Raw genomic sequence first — 16,251 nt, 5'->3', positions numbered from 1 at the left:
CCGGTCCGTCGTGCCCCCACCGTCGCGGGTGAGATCCGTCCCGGCGGTCAGCTGTCCGGGTCGGTGGGGGTCGACGAGCCGTCGATCGCAGCGGAGGTCGTCGCCGAGGTCGGCGCGGAGGTCGGTGTGGTCGGACCGGTCGACGTCGGGTCCGTGGCGTCCGTGGGGGACGTCGTGGTCGGCACCGGTGCGGTCGTCGGCGTCGGCGTGGAGGCGGCCGGGTCCGGGGTGGGCACGACGAGCTCGCTCCCGGCCGGCGGGACGGCGGCGGACGCGACCGCGTCCGGGGTCGGCGCGGCCGCTGAGGCGGGCGCGGCGGACACCGGTGCCGGCGGGGCGGCGACCACCGCCGGCGCGGCGGACCGCACTGCTGCGGCGTCCGTGGCCGGGGTCGCCGGTGCGGAAGCGGCGGGCGGGGACGGGCTCGACGCAGCGGCGGTGCCGTGGCCCAGCGGGACCGGAGCGCCGGTGGCCGGGCTCGCCGCTGCGGACGTGGTCGGCCCGGCGGCCGCCGCCGGGGCGGAGGCCGTGCCGGCGCCGGGTCCGAGGAGCAGGGCCGCGACCACCACCAGCGCGATCGCCCCGACGGCGACCACGACCCGGCCGGCCGGGCTCGGCCCACCGGGCAGCTGCGGCGACCGGGTGGCGCTCGGGGCCGGGCCGGAGGACCCCGGTGGGGCGGGTGCGGGCGGGGCGGGTGCGGGCGGGGCGGGTGCGGGTGGGTCGCCGACCGGGTGGCTGACCCAGTCGGGCAGCCAGTCGTCGTCCCAGGCCGGCGTGGGGGCCGCGGGTCGCGGCACGACCGAGCTGCTCACGGGCGTCCTCCCTCCGGCCGCGGGCGGGTGCCGGGCCGGGGCCATGCTGCCGGGCCCGGGCCGGCCGGCACGGGAGGCGCGACCACCCACAGCTTCTCGACAGCTACGCCGGGTGACTGGTGGGGCTGGTGTGCTGCCGGATCCACCCGTGCATCGCTATGCCGGCCGCGACGCCCGCGTTCAGCGACCGGGTCGAGCCGAACTGCGAGATCGACACCGTGAGGTCGGCCCCGGCGCGGGCCTCGGCGGTCAGCCCGGGCCCCTCCTCGCCGAACAGCAGCACGCAGGCCCGCGGCAGGTCCACGGTCTCCAGCGGCACCGCACCGGGACCGTTGTCCACCGCGACCACCACCAGACCCGCGGTGCGGGCGTGGGCCAGCAGACCGGCCACGTCGGCGTGGTGGCGCAGGTGCTGGTACCGGTCGGTGACCATCGCCCCCCGCCGGTTCCACCGCCGCCGTCCGACCACGTGCACCTCGGCGGCGAGGAACGCGTTGGCGGTGCGCACGACCGTGCCGATGTTCAGGTCGTGGCCGAAGTTCTCGATGGCCACGTGGAAGGGGTGCCGGCGCCGGTCCAGGTCGGCCACGACGGCCTCGAGGGTCCAGTAGCGGTAGCGGTCGACCACGTTGCGCCGGTCGCCCTCGGCCAGCAGCTGCCGGTCGTAGTGCGGGTCGACCGGCCACGGCCCCACCCAGGGCCCCACCCCGACCGACGTCGGCCACTCGGTGGGGCCGGGCTGGTCGGCGGGGTCGGGCTGGTCGTCCATCCGGGGCAGCCTAGGTTGGCCCCGTGCTGCTGCACCTGTGCACCGTCGCCGACTGGTCCCGCGCCCGCGCCGAGGGCGGTGTCGACCCGCTCCCCGCGGTGGGGTTCGTGCACCTGTCCACCCCCGCGCAGGTCCACCTCCCCGCGCAGCGGCTGTTCGCCGGCCGGGACGACGTCCTGCTGCTGGTCGTGGACGAGGCCCGCCTGGTCGACCCCGTGCGCTACGAGCCCGGCGTGCCCGGCGATCCCGCGTCGATGCGCTTCCCGCACCTGTACGGACGCCTGCCGGCCACCGCCATCACCGCAGCCGTGCCGTGGCCGGAACCCCGGACGGCCGCGGACCTGCCCGACCTCTAGGCCGGGACGATGGCCTGCAGCAGCAGGTAGGCGACGACCGCCGAGGGCAGCAGGGAGTCCATGCGGTCCATCAGGCCGCCGTGGCCCGGGAGCAGGGCGCCCATGTCCTTGATGCCCAGGTCGCGCTTGATCAACGACTCGGCCAGGTCGCCCAGCGTGGCGGTGGCCGCCATCGCCACGCCGAAGGCGATGCCGCCCCACCACGGGCCGTGGAAGGTCAGGGTGATGACCAGCGTGCCGATGAGCACGCAGGCCAGCACGGACCCGAAGAAGCCCTCCCAGGACTTCTTCGGGCTGATGGACCCGGCCATCGGCCTGTCGCCGAAGAGCTTCTTGCCCAGCAGCACACCGGCGGCGAACCCGCCGACGTCGCTGCACACCACGGTCGCGATGAACAGCAGGACGCGCGCCGTGCCGTCGTCGGCGCTGAGCAGCAGGACGGCGAAGCCGGCCAGCAGCGGGACGTACAACGCGACGAGGACGGCGGCGGAGGCATCGCGCAGGTAGCCCACCGGGCCGTCGCCCAGCCGCCAGAGCAGGACGGCCAGCACGGTGAGCAGGAAGGCCACGACCAGGCCCGCGGAGCCCCGGGTCCAGGCCAGCCCGATCATCAGCAGACCGCCGACCAGCACGGGGGCCAGCGGCGGTCGGTATCCGCCGCGGTCCAGGGCCCGCACCAGCTCGGTCACGCTCACCACGACGGCCAGCGCGACCACGAGCAGGAACGAGGGCCGGTAGAGGAACAGCGAGGCGATCACCACCGCGCCCATGCCGGCGCCGACCCCGATGGCCGCACCCAGGTTGCGCCCCGCCCGGCTCGTGCGCGGCGCCCCGGTGGGGGTGTCGGCGGGTTCGGCCCCGGTGACCTCGGCGCCCAGCGCGTCGGGCAGCGCGGTCAGCGGGGCGTCGTCGACGGCCTCGACCGGGGTCGCCGGCGGCGGGACCTCGGGACGCCGCTGCGCGGGGGGCGGCGCGAGGCCGGGCCGGGCCGGCAGCGGCAGCGCCTCGGTGCTCGGCTCGGCCAGCCGGGCACGCCCGCGACCCGGTCCGTCGGGACCGGGCTGCGGGGAGGAGGGGGCGGACGAGGCCATGGTCGGCGGGCTGCGGGTCGGGTCAGACCTCGAGCAGCTCGGCCTCCTTGTTCTTCATCGCGTCGTCGATGCCGGTGATGTGCTGCGCGGTGAGGTCGTCGAGCTCCTTCTCGGCGCGGCGCACCTCGTCCTCGCCGGCCTCGCCGTCCTTGTTGATGCGGTCCAGCTCCTCCTTGGCGCGGCGCCGGACGTTGCGGATCGCGATCTTGGCGTCCTCGCCCTTGCTGCGGGCCTGCTTCACCAGGTCGCGGCGCCGCTCCTCGGTCAGCTGCGGGAAGTTCACCCGGATCAGCTGGCCGTCGTTGGTCGGGTTGACCCCGAGGTCGGAGTTGCGGATGGCCTTCTCGATCGCGGTGAGCTGGCCGGCGTCGTAGGGCTTGATGACGGCCATGCGCGCCTCGGGGACGGTGATGGAGGCCATCTGCGGCACCGGGGTCATCGCCCCGTAGTACTCGACCACGATGCGGTTGAACATGGACGGGGCCGCGCGACCGGTGCGCACCGAGCCGAGGTCCTCGCGGGCGACGGACAGGGCCTTGTCCATCCGGTCCTCGGCGTCGAGCAGGGTGTCGTCGATCACTGTGGTTCTCCTCCTGCGGCCGGTGCGGCCGGTGTGGTCTGGTCGTGCTGGCTGGGCCTCAGGCGGACCGGCTGATCAGCGTGCCGATCCTCTCACCTGCGACGGCGCGGGCGATGTTGCCGTCGCGGAGCAGGTTGAACACCACGATCGGCATGCGGTTGTCCATGCAGAGGCTGATGGCGGTCGCGTCGGCCACGGCGAGCTCGTCGGTGAGCACCGTGGCGTAGTCCAGGTCGGTGTACATGGTCGCCGAGGGGGTCGTGCGGGGGTCGGCGTCGTACACGCCGTCCACCCCGTTCTTGGCCATCAGCAGCACCTGGCACTCGATCTCCAGGGCGCGCTGGGCGGCGACGGTGTCGGTGGAGAAGTAGGGCATGCCGGCGCCGGCGCCGAAGATGACGACCCGGCCCTTCTCGAGGTGCCGCATCGCCTTGCGCGGGATGTAGGGCTCGGCGACCTGGCCCATCGTGATGGCGGTCTGCACCCGGGTCTCGATGCCGGCCTTCTCGCAGAAGTCCTGCAGGGCCAGGCAGTTCATGACCGTGCCCAGCATGCCCATGTAGTCGGCGTGGCCGCGGTCCATGCCGGCCTGGGAGAGCTCGGCGCCGCGGAAGAAGTTGCCGCCGCCGACGACGATCGCGACCTGGGTGCCGGAACCCACCACGGTGCCCAGCTGCTCGGCGATGTCGCGGATGATGGCCGGGTCGACCCCGACGCCACCGCCGCCGAAGGCCTCGCCGGAGAGCTTGAGCAGCACCCGGTCGTAGCCACCGGGCCCGGCGGCCTTGAAGGCGGTGGGGGCCGAGAGCGGCAGTGCGGGGGTCTGGGTCACGAGGGTCCTCTCGGGGTGGTCTTCCGGTGATACTGCCCGACCGGGGCCGGACAGACCTCCGGCCCCGTCCCTCCGTGGAGAGACGGGGCCGGAGTGCGTGTCAGGACTGACCGACCTCGAAGCGGGCGAAGCGGTCGACGGTCAGGCCGGCCTCGTCGATGACCTGCTTCACCGTGCGCTTGGGCTCGGTGATCGAGGGCTGCTCGAGGAGCACGAAGTCCTTGAAGTAGGAGTTGACCCGACCCTCGACGATCTTGGTGATCGCCTGCTCGGGCTTGCCCTCCTCCTTCGCGGTCTGCTCGGCGACGCGGCGCTCGGTCTCGATGGTCTCGGCCGGCACCTCGTCCCGGGTGAGGAAGCGCGGACGGGCGGCGGCGATGTGCATCGCCAGCGACCGAGCGGCGTCCTCGGAACCGGCCGAGTACTGCACCGCGACACCGATGGCCGGGGGCAGGTCGGTGGACCGCTTGTGCAGGTAGGTCGCGGTCGGGCCGTCGAAGGACGTGAACCGGGACAGCACCAGCTTCTCGCCGATGCGGGCGGACTCGCCCTCGACCAGCTTCTCGACGGTCTGGCCGTCGACCTCGGTGGCCAGCAGCGCGGCGGCGTCGGCCGGCTTGGTCTCCAGCGCGATGTCCATGAGCCGCTCGGCCAGGGCCGAGAAGTCCTTGTTCTTCGCGACGAAGTCGGTCTCGCAGTCGAGCTCGAGCAGCGCGCGGTCGCGGCTGACGACCAGGCCGTTGGTCGTGGAGCGCTCCAGGCGCTTGCCGACGTCCTTGGCGCCCTTGACGCGCAGGATCTCGATGGCCTTGTCGTAGTCGCCGTCGGACTCGGTCAGGGCCTTCTTGCAGTCCATCATGCCGGCGCCGGTGGCGTCGCGCAGACGCTTGACGTCGGTCGCTGTGACAGCAGCCATGTCAGTTCCTCTTCTCTGGGAATGGTGGGGACACGCCGCGGCGCCGCCGTCCGACCCCGGGGGACGGACGGCGGCGCCGTCGGGTCACGCCTGGGTGGTGCTGGTCTCCGCGGGGGCCTCGGCGGCAGGGGCCTCGGCAGCGGGAGCCTCGGCAGCGGGGGCCTCGGCCGGGACCGAGCTGTCGGCCGGCGCGGCGGCGTCGGCGCCCTGACCACCGGTCAGCAGCTCCTTCTCCCAGTCGGCCAGCGGCTCGGCGTCGGCGGCGGCCGGCGCAGCGCCGTCCTCACCGCGACCGGCGTTGGCCTGCGCGGCCGAGCGGGCCATGAGGCCCTCGGCGACGGCGTCGGCGATGACCCGGGTCAGCAGGGCGGCGCTGCGGATGGCGTCGTCGTTGCCCGGGATCTTGTAGTCGACCTCGTCGGGGTCGCAGTTGGTGTCCAGGATCGCGACGACGGGGATGCCCAGCTTGCGGGCCTCGCCGACGGCGATGTGCTCCTTCTTGGTGTCCACGACCCAGACGGCGCTGGGGACCTTCTTCATGTCGCGGATACCGCCGAGGGAGCGCTCCAGCTTGGCCTTCTCGCGGGAGAGGACCAGCTGCTCCTTCTTGGACAGGCTGACCAGCGAACCGGTCTGCTCGAGGTCCTCGAGCTCCTTGAGGCGCTCCAGCCGCTTGTAGACGGTCTGGAAGTTGGTGAGCATGCCGCCCAGCCAGCGCTGGTTCACGTAGGGCATGCCGACACGGGTCGCCTGCTCGGCGATGACCTCCTGCGCCTGGCGCTTGGTCCCGATGAACATGATCGAACCGCCGTGGGCGACGGTCTGCTTCACGAACTCGTAGGCCTGGTCGATGTAGCCCAGCGTCTGCTGGATGTCGATGATGTAGATGCCGTTGCGCTCGGTGAAGATGAAGCGCTTCATCTTCGGGTTCCAGCGACGGGTCTGGTGCCCGAAGTGGACCCCGCTGTCGAGCAGGTTCTTCATGCTGACGACTGCCACGTGGCGCCGCCTCTCTGTGTGCACGCGCGGCACCCGGCCGAGGCCGGTCCACCACGCTGTCTCGGTTGTCGCGGGCACCGGGTGGTGCACCGCCCTGGCGTCCTGAACGGGCCACTCCCCCGCCGGAGCGGGACCGAGGTGGCATCCGCCCCACCGCGTGGCGGTGGGAGGAGGACGCGCGAAGTCGACCGGTCGCGAGACCGGTCGCGGGCACGAGCATACGCGCCCGTCGGGACCGGCCGACCGCGGTCCTCCACAACCCGGCCTCCGTCCACAGATCGCCCCGGTGGCCACCGTCGGGGCCGGGCCGGCGGCAGGGTGCGGGGATGACCGTGCTGCGCTTGTTTCTGCTGGCCGTGCTCACCGGTGCTGCGCTCACCGGCGCCGCTCCTCCGGCCGTCGCCACGCCGGCCGCCCCCGTCGGGCTGTACGACTGGCCGCTGACGGGTACGCCGCCGGTGACCCGCGCGTTCGACCCGCCGGACACCGTCTACGGCCCGGGGCACCGGGGCGTCGACCTGGCCGGGTCGGCCGGAGCACCCGTGCTCGCCGCCGGCACCGGTGTGGTGGCCTTCGCCGGCCTGGTCGCCGGCCGGCCGGTGGTGAGCGTCGACCACCCCGACGGCGTGCGGACGACCTACGAGCCCGTGCAGTCCGCGGTCGCGGCGGGGCAGGCGGTGGCGCGGGGCACGCCGGTCGGGGTGCTGCTCGCCGGGCACGGGGGCTGCCCGGCCGACGCCTGCCTGCACTGGGGCGCCCGGGTCGGGGAGACCTACCTCGACCCGCTGACCCTGCTCACTCCCCCGCGGGTGCGCCTGCTGCCGTGGAGCTGAGCGGGGTCCCCTGGTGGAACCACAGCTGCCAGCCCCCCGGCGTGCGCCGCCAGAGGGAACTGCGGAAGGCGGTGGCCCCGTCGACCGTGCTCCGGTAGGTCAGGTGGACGACGTCGCCGGCCAGGCACTCGCCCCGCACCTCGTCGACGACGACCTCGGCACCGGCCAGGGACAGGTCCTGGGCGAGCGCCTCGACCATCTCCGACCGGCTCCACCGGCGCCCGGAGCGGCCGACCTCCACGAACCCCGGGTGCAGCAACTCCTCCACCCTGGCGCGCGAGGAGCGGACCGCCGGGTCCAGCAGCGCGAGCTCGCCCTCGACCGCGGCGGTGACCCCGTCGTCGTCCGCCTCGGCCGGGACCACGGCGTCAGGCGATGTCGGCGAGCTTGGTGCGCAGGTGCAGCACGGCCTTGGTGTGCAGCTGGCAGATGCGGCTCTCGGTCACCCCGAGCACCCGGCCGATCTCGGCCAGGGTCAGGCCCTCGAAGTAGTAGAGGCTGACGACGACCTTCTCGCGGTCGGGCAGCTGCTCGACCGCGCGGGCCAGCAGCTGGCGGGCCTCGCCGTGCTCGGCCATCGCCTGCGGGTCCAGCGCGGAGGTGTCCTTGAGGGTGTCGACCAGGCGCGGGGCACCGCCCTCGTCGTCGCCCAGGAGTTCGTCGAGCGCGACCACGTTGACCAGCGACAGCTGACCGAGGAACTTGCGGATCTCCTCGACGTCGACGCCCATCGCGTCGGCGACCTCGCTGTCGGTGGGGCTGCGCTGGAGCGTGGTCTCCAAGGACGCGACCGTGCGCTCGAACTCACGGGCCTTCATGCGGACCGAGCGCGGGATCCAGTCGGTGGAGCGGAGCTCGTCGATGATCGCGCCGCGGATGCGGGCCATCGCGTAGCTCTCGAACTTGACCTCGCGAGAGGGCTCGTAGCGGCTGATCGCGTCGATCAGGCCGAAGGTGCCGTAGGAGACCAGGTCGGCCTGCTCGACGTGCGCGGGCAGGCCGGAGCCGACCCGCCCGGCCACGTACTTGACCAGCGGGGCGTAGTGCAGGATCAGCCGGTCACGCAGTCCGGCGTCCCGGTCGTCGACGTAGCGGGCCCACAGGTCGGCCACCGCCGCGTCCGCGGCGGTCTTCGCCTGGTCGGCGTCCACGTCGGCCCCTCCCACCCGGGCCTCAGCCACGCGAGCACTCCCCTGCCGTGCCGATCGTCCCCGTCACCGTGTGCTCCTCCTCAGGCCCGTGGATGGGCGGCCGCGTGGACCGCCCGGAGCCGCTCGACCGTCACGTGCGTGTAGATCTGCGTCGTCGCGAGGCTAGCGTGACCCAACAGCTCCTGGACCGAGCGCAGGTCCGCGCCGCCCTCCAGCACGTGCGTGGCGGCGGAGTGCCGCAACCCGTGCGGGCCCAGCTCGGGCGCCCCGGGCACCGCCGCGGTGGCCGCGTGCACCACCCGGCGGATCTCGCGGGGGTCGATCCGCGCCCCGCGCACGCCCAGCAGCAGGGCCGGGCCGCTGCCGGCGCGGGCCAGCACGGGGCGGCCGGCGTCCAGCCACCGCCGCAGGGCCGCCTCGGCCGGCACGCCGAAGGGCACGCTGCGCTCCTTGCGCCCCTTGCCCAGCACGCGGAGCAACCGGCGACCGTGGTCGACGTCGTCGAGGTCCAGGCCGACCAGCTCGGCCACCCGGACGCCGCTGGCGTACAGCAGGTCGACGACCAGGGCGTCGCGCAGCGCCACCGCGGCGGCCTCGGTCGACGCGTCGTCGGGGAGGGTGCGCGGCACCTCGGCGACGGACCGGGCCTGGTCGGCGGTGAGCACGTCGGGCAGCGTGCGGTGCGCGCGCGGGCTGGCCAACCGCAGGCCGACGTCCTCGGAGGTCAGCCCCGTGCGGCGCAGGTGCGCGGTGAACCCCCGCGCCGACGCCGCCCGGCGGGCGGTGGTGGACCGGCCGTCGCCACGGGTGCGCCCGAGCGCCAGCCAGCTGCGCAGGACGGCCAGGTCGAGGTCGGCCACGCGGGTGCCGCCGAGCCGGACCAGGTGGTCCAGGAGGGACACCACGTCCCCGGTGTAGGCCCGGACGGTGTGCTCGGACAGGTCGCGGCCGGCGACGAGGTGCTCCACCCACGCCTCCAGCGGCTCGGCCAGCGCCGCCGGCAGCGCCGCACGGGCCTGCGCGGTCCGGCTGGTCATGGCCCGAGACTGCGGGAGGGTGGCACAGCTGGTCAATCGTCCACGCCGGGCACGGCACCCCCTCGTGCACGAGCCACCAGGCTGCCGGGTGACCTCGCCCGCCCACGGTCACGCACCGTGCGGCTGGGGCTGCGGCCGGGCAACGCGCCAGCCCGTCGGGGTGCGCTCGACCAGGCCGTGCAGCTCCAGCACGGGGAGCACCCGCAGCGCGTCCAGCTCGGCACAGCCGGCGACGGCCGCCAGTCGTTCCGGCGGGACCCCCGTGCGCACCGGGCAGGCGTCCAGCACCCGACGCGCGACGTCGGACAGGTCGTCGCGCACGTCGGCGGGGCGGGGCGGCGGCCCGGCCAGGTCCACCCCGAACCGGCCCACCGCCTCGAGCACCTCGGCCGCCGAGGTCACCACCTGCACGTCGCGCTCGGACCGCAGGAGCTGGTGCACCCCGACGCTGGTCGCCGCGGTCACCGGACCAGGCACCGCCATGACCGGCCGACCGAGGTCGAGTGCTCGTTTCGCGGTGGCCAGGGAGCCCGAGCGGGCCGCGGCCTCCACCACCACGGTGCCCTGCGCCAACGCCGCGATGAGCCGGTTGCGCACCAGGAACCGGTGCCCCAGCGGCGCGCAGCCCGGTGGCGACTCGCTCACCACCAGACCGTCCTCGAGGATGCGGGCGATGAGCCGCGCGTTGCCCTGCGGGTAGGCCCGGTCGACGCCGCAGGCGAGCACCGCCACGGTGGGTGCACCGGCGGCGAGGGCACCGCGGTGGGCCGCGGCGTCGATGCCGGTCGCGGCGCCGGAGACCGTGGTCCACCCCCGGGTGGCCAGACCGGCGGAGAGGTCGCCCGCCACGTGGTCGCCGTACTGCGTGCTGGCCCGCGACCCCACGACGGCGACCGAGCGGTCGACCAGCTCGTCGAGGCGGGGGCCGCCGCGCACCCACAGCGCCAGCGGGGGCACGAGCGCCGTGGTGCGGTCGGTGGAGCCGTGGCGGTGCTGGGCCACGGTGAGGCAGTGCAGGGCGGCCCGCGGCCACTCGGCGTCCTCGGGCACCACGAGCCGGGCACCGGCGCGGGCCGCGACCGCGAGGTCGGCCAGGCTCTGGTCCGTGCCGGACCTCCGACCGGCACGACGGCGGACCCCGGCCGGTGCGGTGCCGGCGACCAGGGCCCGCACCGCGGCCACCGGTCCGGAGCGCTCGACCCACCGGACCACCTCGCCGTCCCCGGGTTCGAACGTGCGCGAGAGCCAGGCCCGCGCGCGACGGACCAGTTCGGGATCGGCCGGGTCGCCGGCGACGGCCGCGGCCAACGACCCGGTCGGGGCGCTCACGCGGCGGCCCCCGCCAACCGCAGTCCGAGTGCCTCGGCGACCTCCTCGGGCCCGGGGACCACGCGGCCGGCCAGGTCGGCGAGGGTCCAGGACACCCGCACCACCCGGTCCATGCCCCGCACGGACAGCGCGCCGCGTTCCAGGGCCCGCTCGGCCAGCGCCAGCGCGGCCCGGGGCACCGGCCAGCGCTCGCGCAGCAGCCGACCGGGCACCTCCGCGCTCGTGGCCAGGCCCGTGCCGGCCAACCGCTCGCCCGCGGCCGCCCGCGCCGCGCGCACCCGTTCGGCGACCACCGCCGTGGACTCCGGCACGGTGAGCCCGTCGAGCCAGGCGGCGCGGGTGACCGGGGGCAGCTGCACGCGCAGGTCGACCCGGTCGAGGAGCGGGCCCGAGAGCCGGGCCTGGTAGCGGCGGCGCTCGAGCGAGCCGCAGGTGCACGCCGCGTCACCGGCTGGTGAGGCGCACGGGCACGGGTTGGCGGCCAGCACCAGCTGAGCGCGGCACGGGAACGTCGCAGACCCGTGGGCACGGTGGATCGTCACCGTGCCCCGCTCCAGGGGCTGGCGCAGCGTGTCCAGCACGGTGCGCGGGAACTCCGGTGCCTCGTCGATGAACAGCACGCCGCCGTGAGCGCGCGACAGCGACCCCGGGCGGATCTGGCCCGAGCCGCCCCCCACCAGGCTGACCGCCGACGCGGAGTGGTGCGGGGCCTCGAACGGCGGTCGCCGGATCAGCGGTGACCCCGGCGGCAGGGCCCCGGCGACGGAGGCCACCGCGGTGACCTCGGTGGCCACCTGGTCGGTGAGCAGCGGGAGCAGACCGGGCAACCGCTCGGCCAGCATGGTCTTGCCGGCCCCGGGTGGGCCGGTGAGGAGCAGGTGGTGCCCGCCGGCGGCGGCCACCTCGATGGCCCGCCGACCGGTCGCCTGGCCCACCACGTCGGCGAGGTCGGGCCCGGGCGGGAGGGGCGGCGGCGGGCTCGGCCGGTGCGCGGACAACCTGGCCCCGGACCGCCGGAGGTGCTCGACGACGTCACCGAGGTGCTCGGCGGCCAGCACGGTCACGTCGGGCACCAGGGCCGCCTCGGCTGCGTTCGCGGCGGGCACGACGACGGTGCCGAACCCCGCGGCCCGCGCGGCCAGCACCCCGGGCAGCACCCCCCGCACGGCGCGCAGCGACCCGTCGAGCCCGACCTCGCCCAGGAAGACCGGGCGGTCCACCTCGCGCAGCGCCAGCCGACCGGTGGCGGCCAGCGCCGCGACCGCGAGGGCCAGGTCGAACCCGGCGCCCTGCTTCGGCATGGCCGCCGGGGACAGCGAGATGGTGACCCGACCGTCGGGGAAGCTCCACCCGCAGCGGCGCACCGCGGCCCGGACGCGGTCGACGGACTGCCGCACCACGGCGTCGGGCAGCCCGACGAGGGCCAGGGCCGGCGCGCCCGGGGCGTCGTCGACCGCGACCTCGACCAGCGCTCCGGTCACGCCCACGAGACCCACGGACCAGGTGCGGGCCTGCGCCATCAGAACGCCCCGCGCAGGTGCTGCACGGTCGTGTGCCCGGCCACCACGAGCACGCCGACGACGTCGAAGCGCAGCCGCGCCGCGTGCTCGTCGTGGGCGGCGAGCCACCGGCCGGCCAGCTGCCTGAGCCGGGCCTGCTTGCTCGGGGTGACCGCCTGGAGCGGGGTGCCGTAACCGGTGCCCGAGCGGGTCTTCACCTCGCAGAACACCAGCACGTCGTGCTCACGGGCGACGACGTCGAGCTCACCGCGACCCGACCGCCAGTTGCGGTCGAGCACGGTGAGCCCGGCGGCGGTGAGGTGGTCGACGGCGATCTGCTCGCCGCGGGCGCCGAGCTCGGCGCGCCGGCCGGCAGGGGTGGTGGGGGTCGGGTGCACCGCCCCACCGTGGTCCTGCGCGGCGCGATGCGGGGCTGTCGCCGTCCATCTGTGGACGGCGAGCCCCGGTGTGGACGACGACCAGCACCACCGCCGGCGACCTGCTAGGGCATCAGGTGATGCGCGGGTTCTCCGGCAGCTCGAGGTCGGGCTTGTCCAGCTCCTCGACGTTGACGTCCTTGAACGTCACGACCCGCACGTTCTTCACGAACCTGGCCGGGCGGTACATGTCCCACACCCAGGCATCGGAGAGCTTGAGCTCGAAGTAGACCTCGCCGCCGGCCTCCCGCACCTGCAGGTCGACCGAGTTGGCCAGGTAGAACCGCCGCTCGGTCTCCACCACGTAGGAGAACTGGCGGACGATGTCCTTGTACTCCCGGTAGAGCTGCAGCTCCATCTCGGTCTCGTACTTCTCGAGGTCCTCGGTGCTCATCGGGAGATCTCCACGCGCGTCGGGGACTGGTGCACGGGGCCATCATCGTCCATCCCGGCGGCGGAGACGCGCGCGGCGTGCGCGTCACGGGCGCGGGCCACGTTGACGAACCGGTGCCGGTGCTCGGGGCAGGGCCCGAAGCGGTCCAGCCGGGCGGTGTGCAGGTCGGTGATGTAGCCCTTGTGCACGTCGAAGTCGTAGTGCGGGAAGCGGCCGTGCAGGTCGACCATCATCGCGTCCCGGGTGACCTTGGCCAGCACCGACGCAGCGGCCACGCAGGCGGCCACGCGGTCGCCCTTCCACACCGCGAGGGTGGGCTGCACCAGCCCCGGCACGGGGAAACCGTCGGTGAGCACGTAGTCCGGGCTGACCTGCAGCGTGCCCACCGCCCGGCGGAGCGCCTCGATGTTCGTCACGTGCATGCCCCGCTCGTCGAGCTCGGGGACGTCGACGACCACCACCGACCACGCCACGGCCCGCTCGACCACCTCGGCGTAGACCCGCTCACGGGCGGCCGCGGTGAGCAGCTTGGAGTCGGCCAGCCCCGGCACCCTCCCCCGCCGTCCGGCCGGCAGGATGCAGGCCGCCGCCACCAGCGGACCGGCGCAGGCGCCGCGCCCGGCCTCGTCGGCACCGGCGACGGCGCTGAACCCGCGACGACGCAGCGAGCCCTCCATGGACCAGAGGGCGTCGGCGGGGCGGGACGGAGCAGGCATCGCCCGTCGAGCCTACGACGTGTCACGGGCCGGCCCCCGGACGACGGGGACCGGCCCGGGGGTCGGTGGGAGTGCGGGCGGGGCGCCGAGGAGGCGGACGCCCCGCCCGCACGGGTCGGGGGTCAGACGCCGGCGGTCTCCACCTCGGTGGCCACCTCGGCGACGTGGCCGTGGGAGCAGGTGCAGCCGCCGCCGTTGCGGGCCGAGAGGACCAGCGAGACGGCGTGCGCCCGGTCACGGGCACCCAGCTTGCGCAGGATCGCCTTGACGTGGCTCTTCACGGTGTCCTCGCTGATGAACAGGTTGCGGCCGATGGCCCGGTTGCTCTGGCCCTGGATCAGCTCGTCGAGCACGTCGGACTCGCGGCGGGTCAGCGGCACCGAGGGGGTGAGCTCCTTGGCGACGGGGACCTCGCTGGGCTCGACCCGGCGGATCTGCGGGTCGACCACGGTGCGGCCGGCGCGGGCGGCCAGCACCGACCAGCCGAGCAGGGTGGGCGAGGTGTTCATGAGCAGGTAGCCGCGGATGCCGGCGGCGAGCGCCTCGTTGACCACCGCGGGGTCCTCGGAGGTGGCCAGGGCGACGATCGCGACGCGGGGGTACCGGCGGCGGAGGTCGCGGCACACGTTGAGGGTGGCGGCGCGGCCGGCACCGAGCTCGACGACGACGGCGTCGGGGCGGGCGGACTCGACCAGGGTCAGCGCCCGGCGCAGCTCGCCGGGGACGCCGACGGCCTGCATGCCGGCGGTCTCGTTGATCATGCTGACCAGGCCACGGCGCAGGACCGGGGCGTCGGCGAGCAGCAGAACGCGGGTGACGCCGCGGGTCGTTCCGGCCGGGGTGCTGGACATTGCAGTTCCTTCGTTCGGGTTCGATGACGACAAATGCTTCATCGACTCACCCGACGGAGTGCTTGAACACTTCCTGATGATTTCTTCTGCGTCCCACCAGGAACATGCTGCGCCATTCCGGGAATGGCGCAGCGGTGTTCATCCGCGCCGGCGTCGACGCCAGGCCGTGACCGGCACGGCCCCACCCAGTCCCAGCAGGAGCGGGGCCACCGCGACGACGTCGCCCTGCAGCCCCGCCCCCTGCGCCTGCTGCGGCTGGATGTCGGGGCTGTCCAGGAAGGTGAACCGGCTGAACGGCCACACGATCACCGACGCCTTGCCGATCACGTCGTCGACCGCGATCGTGCCCGAGTACTGGTCGGACACGTGGGAGCGGGAGTCCGCGGAGGCCGACCGGTGGTCGCCCATCACCCAGAGCCGCCCCTCGGGCACGGTCACCGGCGCGAACGAGCGCGACTCCAGCGGGGTGTTCTCGTAGATGTAGGGCTCGTCGAGCGGCTGCCCGTCGACCGTGATCCGGCCCTGGTCGTCGCAGCACATGACCGTCTGGCCCCCGGTGGCGATGACCCGCTTGACGTAGTCGTCCTCGCTGGGCGGGGCGACCCCGATGGCCCGGCCGAGGAACAGGGCCGCCGAGGAGAACCAGTTGGTCGGCTCGCTGACCTCGACCTCGGGGGTCCAGGTGTCCGGCCCCTGGAACACCACGACGTCGCCGGGCTGCGGGTCGGAGAACCAGTACGGGGGCTTGGTCACCAGCACCCGGTCGCCGGTGCAGCCGGTGCACCCGTGCAGCGTCGTCTCCATCGACCCCGAGGGGATGAAGAACGCCTGCACGAGGAACGTCTTGACCAGCAGGGCCAGCACGAACGCCACCACCAGCAGGATCGGCAGCTCCTTGAGCAGCGACCCCTTCTTCTGCTCGTCGCGGTCGCGGCGGCGGGCCCGGCGGGAGAACCGGCTGACCCTGACCTCGTCGTCACCGCCCTCGGCGCGGTGCCCGGCGGTGTCGTCGTCGGCGGGCCCGGTAGGCCGGTCGGTGCTCATCGCCGGTCAGCGTACGGTCCGGCCCTGCCGCGCCCCCGGGACGCAGAACGGCCCGGCTGCGTGTCGCAACCGGGCCGTGCTGTGAGCGGTGGGTCAGCGCGAGACGGCCTCGCGGACCTCGCGCTTCTCCTTGATCTTGGCGGCCTTGCCGCGCAGGTCGCGCAGGTAGTAGAGCTTGGCCCGACGGACGTCACCGCGGGTCAGCACCTCGATCTGCTCGACGACCGGGGTGTGCACCGGGAAGGTGCGCTCCACGCCCACGCCGAAGCTGACCTTGCGCACGGTGAAGGTCTCGCGGATGCCGCCGCCCTGGCGACGCAGGATGACGCCCTGGAAGACCTGGATGCGCGAGCGGGTGCCCTCGATGACCCGCACGTGCACCTTCACGGTGTCCCCGGGGCGGAAGTCGGGGATGTCGTCGCGCAGCGACTCGGCGTCGAGGGCGTCCAGGGTGTTCATCGCAGCAGTCCTCAGTCCTAGCGGTGTCTGTTCTCGGGCTGCTCGCCGGGCGCGCAGCGGCCTCGGCAGGTGATCCGGGGAACCGCGCTCGATGCAGAGCGGCAGCAGCAGCGTCCTATCGTGCCACACCGGGCGGTGCGGGG

20 protein-coding genes are annotated in these 16,251 nt (G+C 74.6%); 2 read left to right on the top strand and 18 right to left on the bottom strand.

The annotated features are described in order from the left end of the window. Positions 1-47 precede the first annotated feature (47 nt). Both BLS67_RS08425 and BLS67_RS08420 read right to left on the bottom strand, forming a co-directional pair. Positions 48-815 (bottom strand): hypothetical protein, encoded by a 768-nt coding sequence (locus BLS67_RS08425; protein ID WP_091242913.1) that lies wholly within the window; start codon positions 813-815, stop codon positions 48-50. 103 nt (positions 816-918) lie between these two features. Then, positions 919-1,584, bottom strand: a complete 666-nt coding sequence (locus tag BLS67_RS08420) for a TrmH family RNA methyltransferase (protein ID WP_091242910.1) — start codon at positions 1,582-1,584, stop codon at positions 919-921. A 23-nt stretch (positions 1,585-1,607) separates the two neighbouring features. On the opposite strand from BLS67_RS08420, the gene BLS67_RS08415 reads away from it, so the two are divergent. Further along, a complete protein-coding gene (locus tag BLS67_RS08415; RefSeq protein ID WP_091242905.1) occupies positions 1,608-1,940 on the top strand; it encodes a DUF952 domain-containing protein in 333 nt (110 codons plus the stop codon). Here BLS67_RS08415 and BLS67_RS08410 read toward each other — a convergent pair. The 5 genes from BLS67_RS08410 to rpsB form a co-directional block, all read right to left on the bottom strand. Beyond that, entirely contained in the window at positions 1,937-3,031 is a 1,095-nt protein-coding gene (locus tag BLS67_RS08410; protein WP_091242903.1) for a phosphatidate cytidylyltransferase, read from the bottom strand. The two genes, BLS67_RS08415 and BLS67_RS08410, sit on opposite strands and share 4 nt — an antisense overlap. 22 nt (positions 3,032-3,053) lie before the next feature. Further along, positions 3,054-3,611 carry a ribosome recycling factor gene (gene frr / locus BLS67_RS08405; protein WP_091242900.1) on the bottom strand — a complete coding sequence of 186 codons (558 nt, stop codon included), beginning with the start codon at positions 3,609-3,611 and terminating at the stop codon, positions 3,054-3,056. Positions 3,612-3,669: 58 nt separating this feature from the next. Continuing rightward, positions 3,670-4,443, bottom strand: a complete 774-nt coding sequence (gene pyrH, locus BLS67_RS08400; RefSeq protein WP_207500414.1) for a UMP kinase — start codon at positions 4,441-4,443, stop codon at positions 3,670-3,672. A gap of 100 nt (positions 4,444-4,543) precedes the next feature. Continuing rightward, positions 4,544-5,359: a translation elongation factor Ts gene (tsf, locus tag BLS67_RS08395; RefSeq protein ID WP_091242896.1), complete on the bottom strand. Its 816-nt coding sequence runs from the start codon at positions 5,357-5,359 to the stop codon at positions 4,544-4,546. Positions 5,360-5,443: 84 nt separating this feature from the next. Further along, positions 5,444-6,358 carry a 30S ribosomal protein S2 gene (rpsB, locus tag BLS67_RS08390; protein ID WP_091242894.1) on the bottom strand — a complete coding sequence of 305 codons (915 nt, stop codon included), beginning with the start codon at positions 6,356-6,358 and terminating at the stop codon, positions 5,444-5,446. Between the two features lie 326 nt (positions 6,359-6,684). Between rpsB and BLS67_RS08385 the strand changes: the two genes are divergently transcribed. Further along, complete coding sequence (locus BLS67_RS08385; RefSeq protein WP_091242891.1) at positions 6,685-7,191, top strand: M23 family metallopeptidase; 507 nt, start codon at positions 6,685-6,687, stop codon at positions 7,189-7,191. Here BLS67_RS08385 and BLS67_RS08380 read toward each other — a convergent pair. The 11 genes from BLS67_RS08380 to rplS all read right to left on the bottom strand — a co-directional run bounded on the left by BLS67_RS08380 (position 7,154) and on the right by rplS (position 16,108). Beyond that, entirely contained in the window at positions 7,154-7,555 is a 402-nt protein-coding gene (locus BLS67_RS08380) for a nuclear transport factor 2 family protein (protein ID WP_091242888.1), read from the bottom strand. The genes BLS67_RS08385 and BLS67_RS08380 overlap by 38 nt on opposite strands. A 4-nt stretch (positions 7,556-7,559) precedes the next feature. Continuing rightward, positions 7,560-8,372 carry an RNA polymerase sigma factor WhiG gene (gene whiG, locus BLS67_RS08375; RefSeq protein ID WP_242653925.1) on the bottom strand — a complete coding sequence of 271 codons (813 nt, stop codon included), beginning with the start codon at positions 8,370-8,372 and terminating at the stop codon, positions 7,560-7,562. A 50-nt stretch (positions 8,373-8,422) separates the two neighbouring features. Further along, positions 8,423-9,379 carry a tyrosine recombinase XerC gene (locus BLS67_RS08370; protein WP_091242885.1) on the bottom strand — a complete coding sequence of 319 codons (957 nt, stop codon included), beginning with the start codon at positions 9,377-9,379 and terminating at the stop codon, positions 8,423-8,425. Between the two features lie 108 nt (positions 9,380-9,487). Further along, positions 9,488-10,708 carry a DNA-processing protein DprA gene (gene dprA / locus BLS67_RS08365; protein WP_091242881.1) on the bottom strand — a complete coding sequence of 407 codons (1,221 nt, stop codon included), beginning with the start codon at positions 10,706-10,708 and terminating at the stop codon, positions 9,488-9,490. Next, a complete protein-coding gene (locus BLS67_RS08360; protein WP_091242877.1) occupies positions 10,705-12,228 on the bottom strand; it encodes a YifB family Mg chelatase-like AAA ATPase in 1,524 nt (507 codons plus the stop codon). Before BLS67_RS08360 ends, dprA begins: the two co-directional genes overlap by 4 nt. Beyond that, positions 12,228-12,605 (bottom strand): YraN family protein, encoded by a 378-nt coding sequence (locus tag BLS67_RS08355; protein ID WP_091242874.1) that lies wholly within the window; start codon positions 12,603-12,605, stop codon positions 12,228-12,230. The genes BLS67_RS08360 and BLS67_RS08355 overlap by 1 nt, the downstream gene beginning before the upstream one ends. Positions 12,606-12,717: 112 nt before the next feature. Further along, positions 12,718-13,038, bottom strand: a complete 321-nt coding sequence (locus BLS67_RS08350) for a DUF2469 domain-containing protein (protein WP_091242871.1) — start codon at positions 13,036-13,038, stop codon at positions 12,718-12,720. After that, positions 13,035-13,754, bottom strand: coding sequence for a ribonuclease HII (locus BLS67_RS08345; protein WP_091242867.1), 720 nt, complete (start codon positions 13,752-13,754; stop codon positions 13,035-13,037). Before BLS67_RS08345 ends, BLS67_RS08350 begins: the two co-directional genes overlap by 4 nt. Positions 13,755-13,876: 122 nt before the next feature. Further along, positions 13,877-14,605: a LuxR C-terminal-related transcriptional regulator gene (locus BLS67_RS08340; protein WP_091242865.1), complete on the bottom strand. Its 729-nt coding sequence runs from the start codon at positions 14,603-14,605 to the stop codon at positions 13,877-13,879. Between the two features lie 138 nt (positions 14,606-14,743). Next, positions 14,744-15,649 (bottom strand): signal peptidase I, encoded by a 906-nt coding sequence (gene lepB / locus BLS67_RS08335; protein WP_091242862.1) that lies wholly within the window; start codon positions 15,647-15,649, stop codon positions 14,744-14,746. 93 nt (positions 15,650-15,742) lie between these two features. Then, complete coding sequence (gene rplS, locus BLS67_RS08330; protein ID WP_091242859.1) at positions 15,743-16,108, bottom strand: 50S ribosomal protein L19; 366 nt, start codon at positions 16,106-16,108, stop codon at positions 15,743-15,745. Positions 16,109-16,251 lie beyond the last annotated feature (143 nt).

This window comes from Klenkia soli (genome assembly GCF_900103975.1).
In the GTDB taxonomy this organism is placed as follows: Bacteria; Actinomycetota; Actinomycetes; order Mycobacteriales; family Geodermatophilaceae; genus Klenkia; species Klenkia soli.
This window is presented reverse-complemented; position numbering and strand designations above follow the sequence as displayed.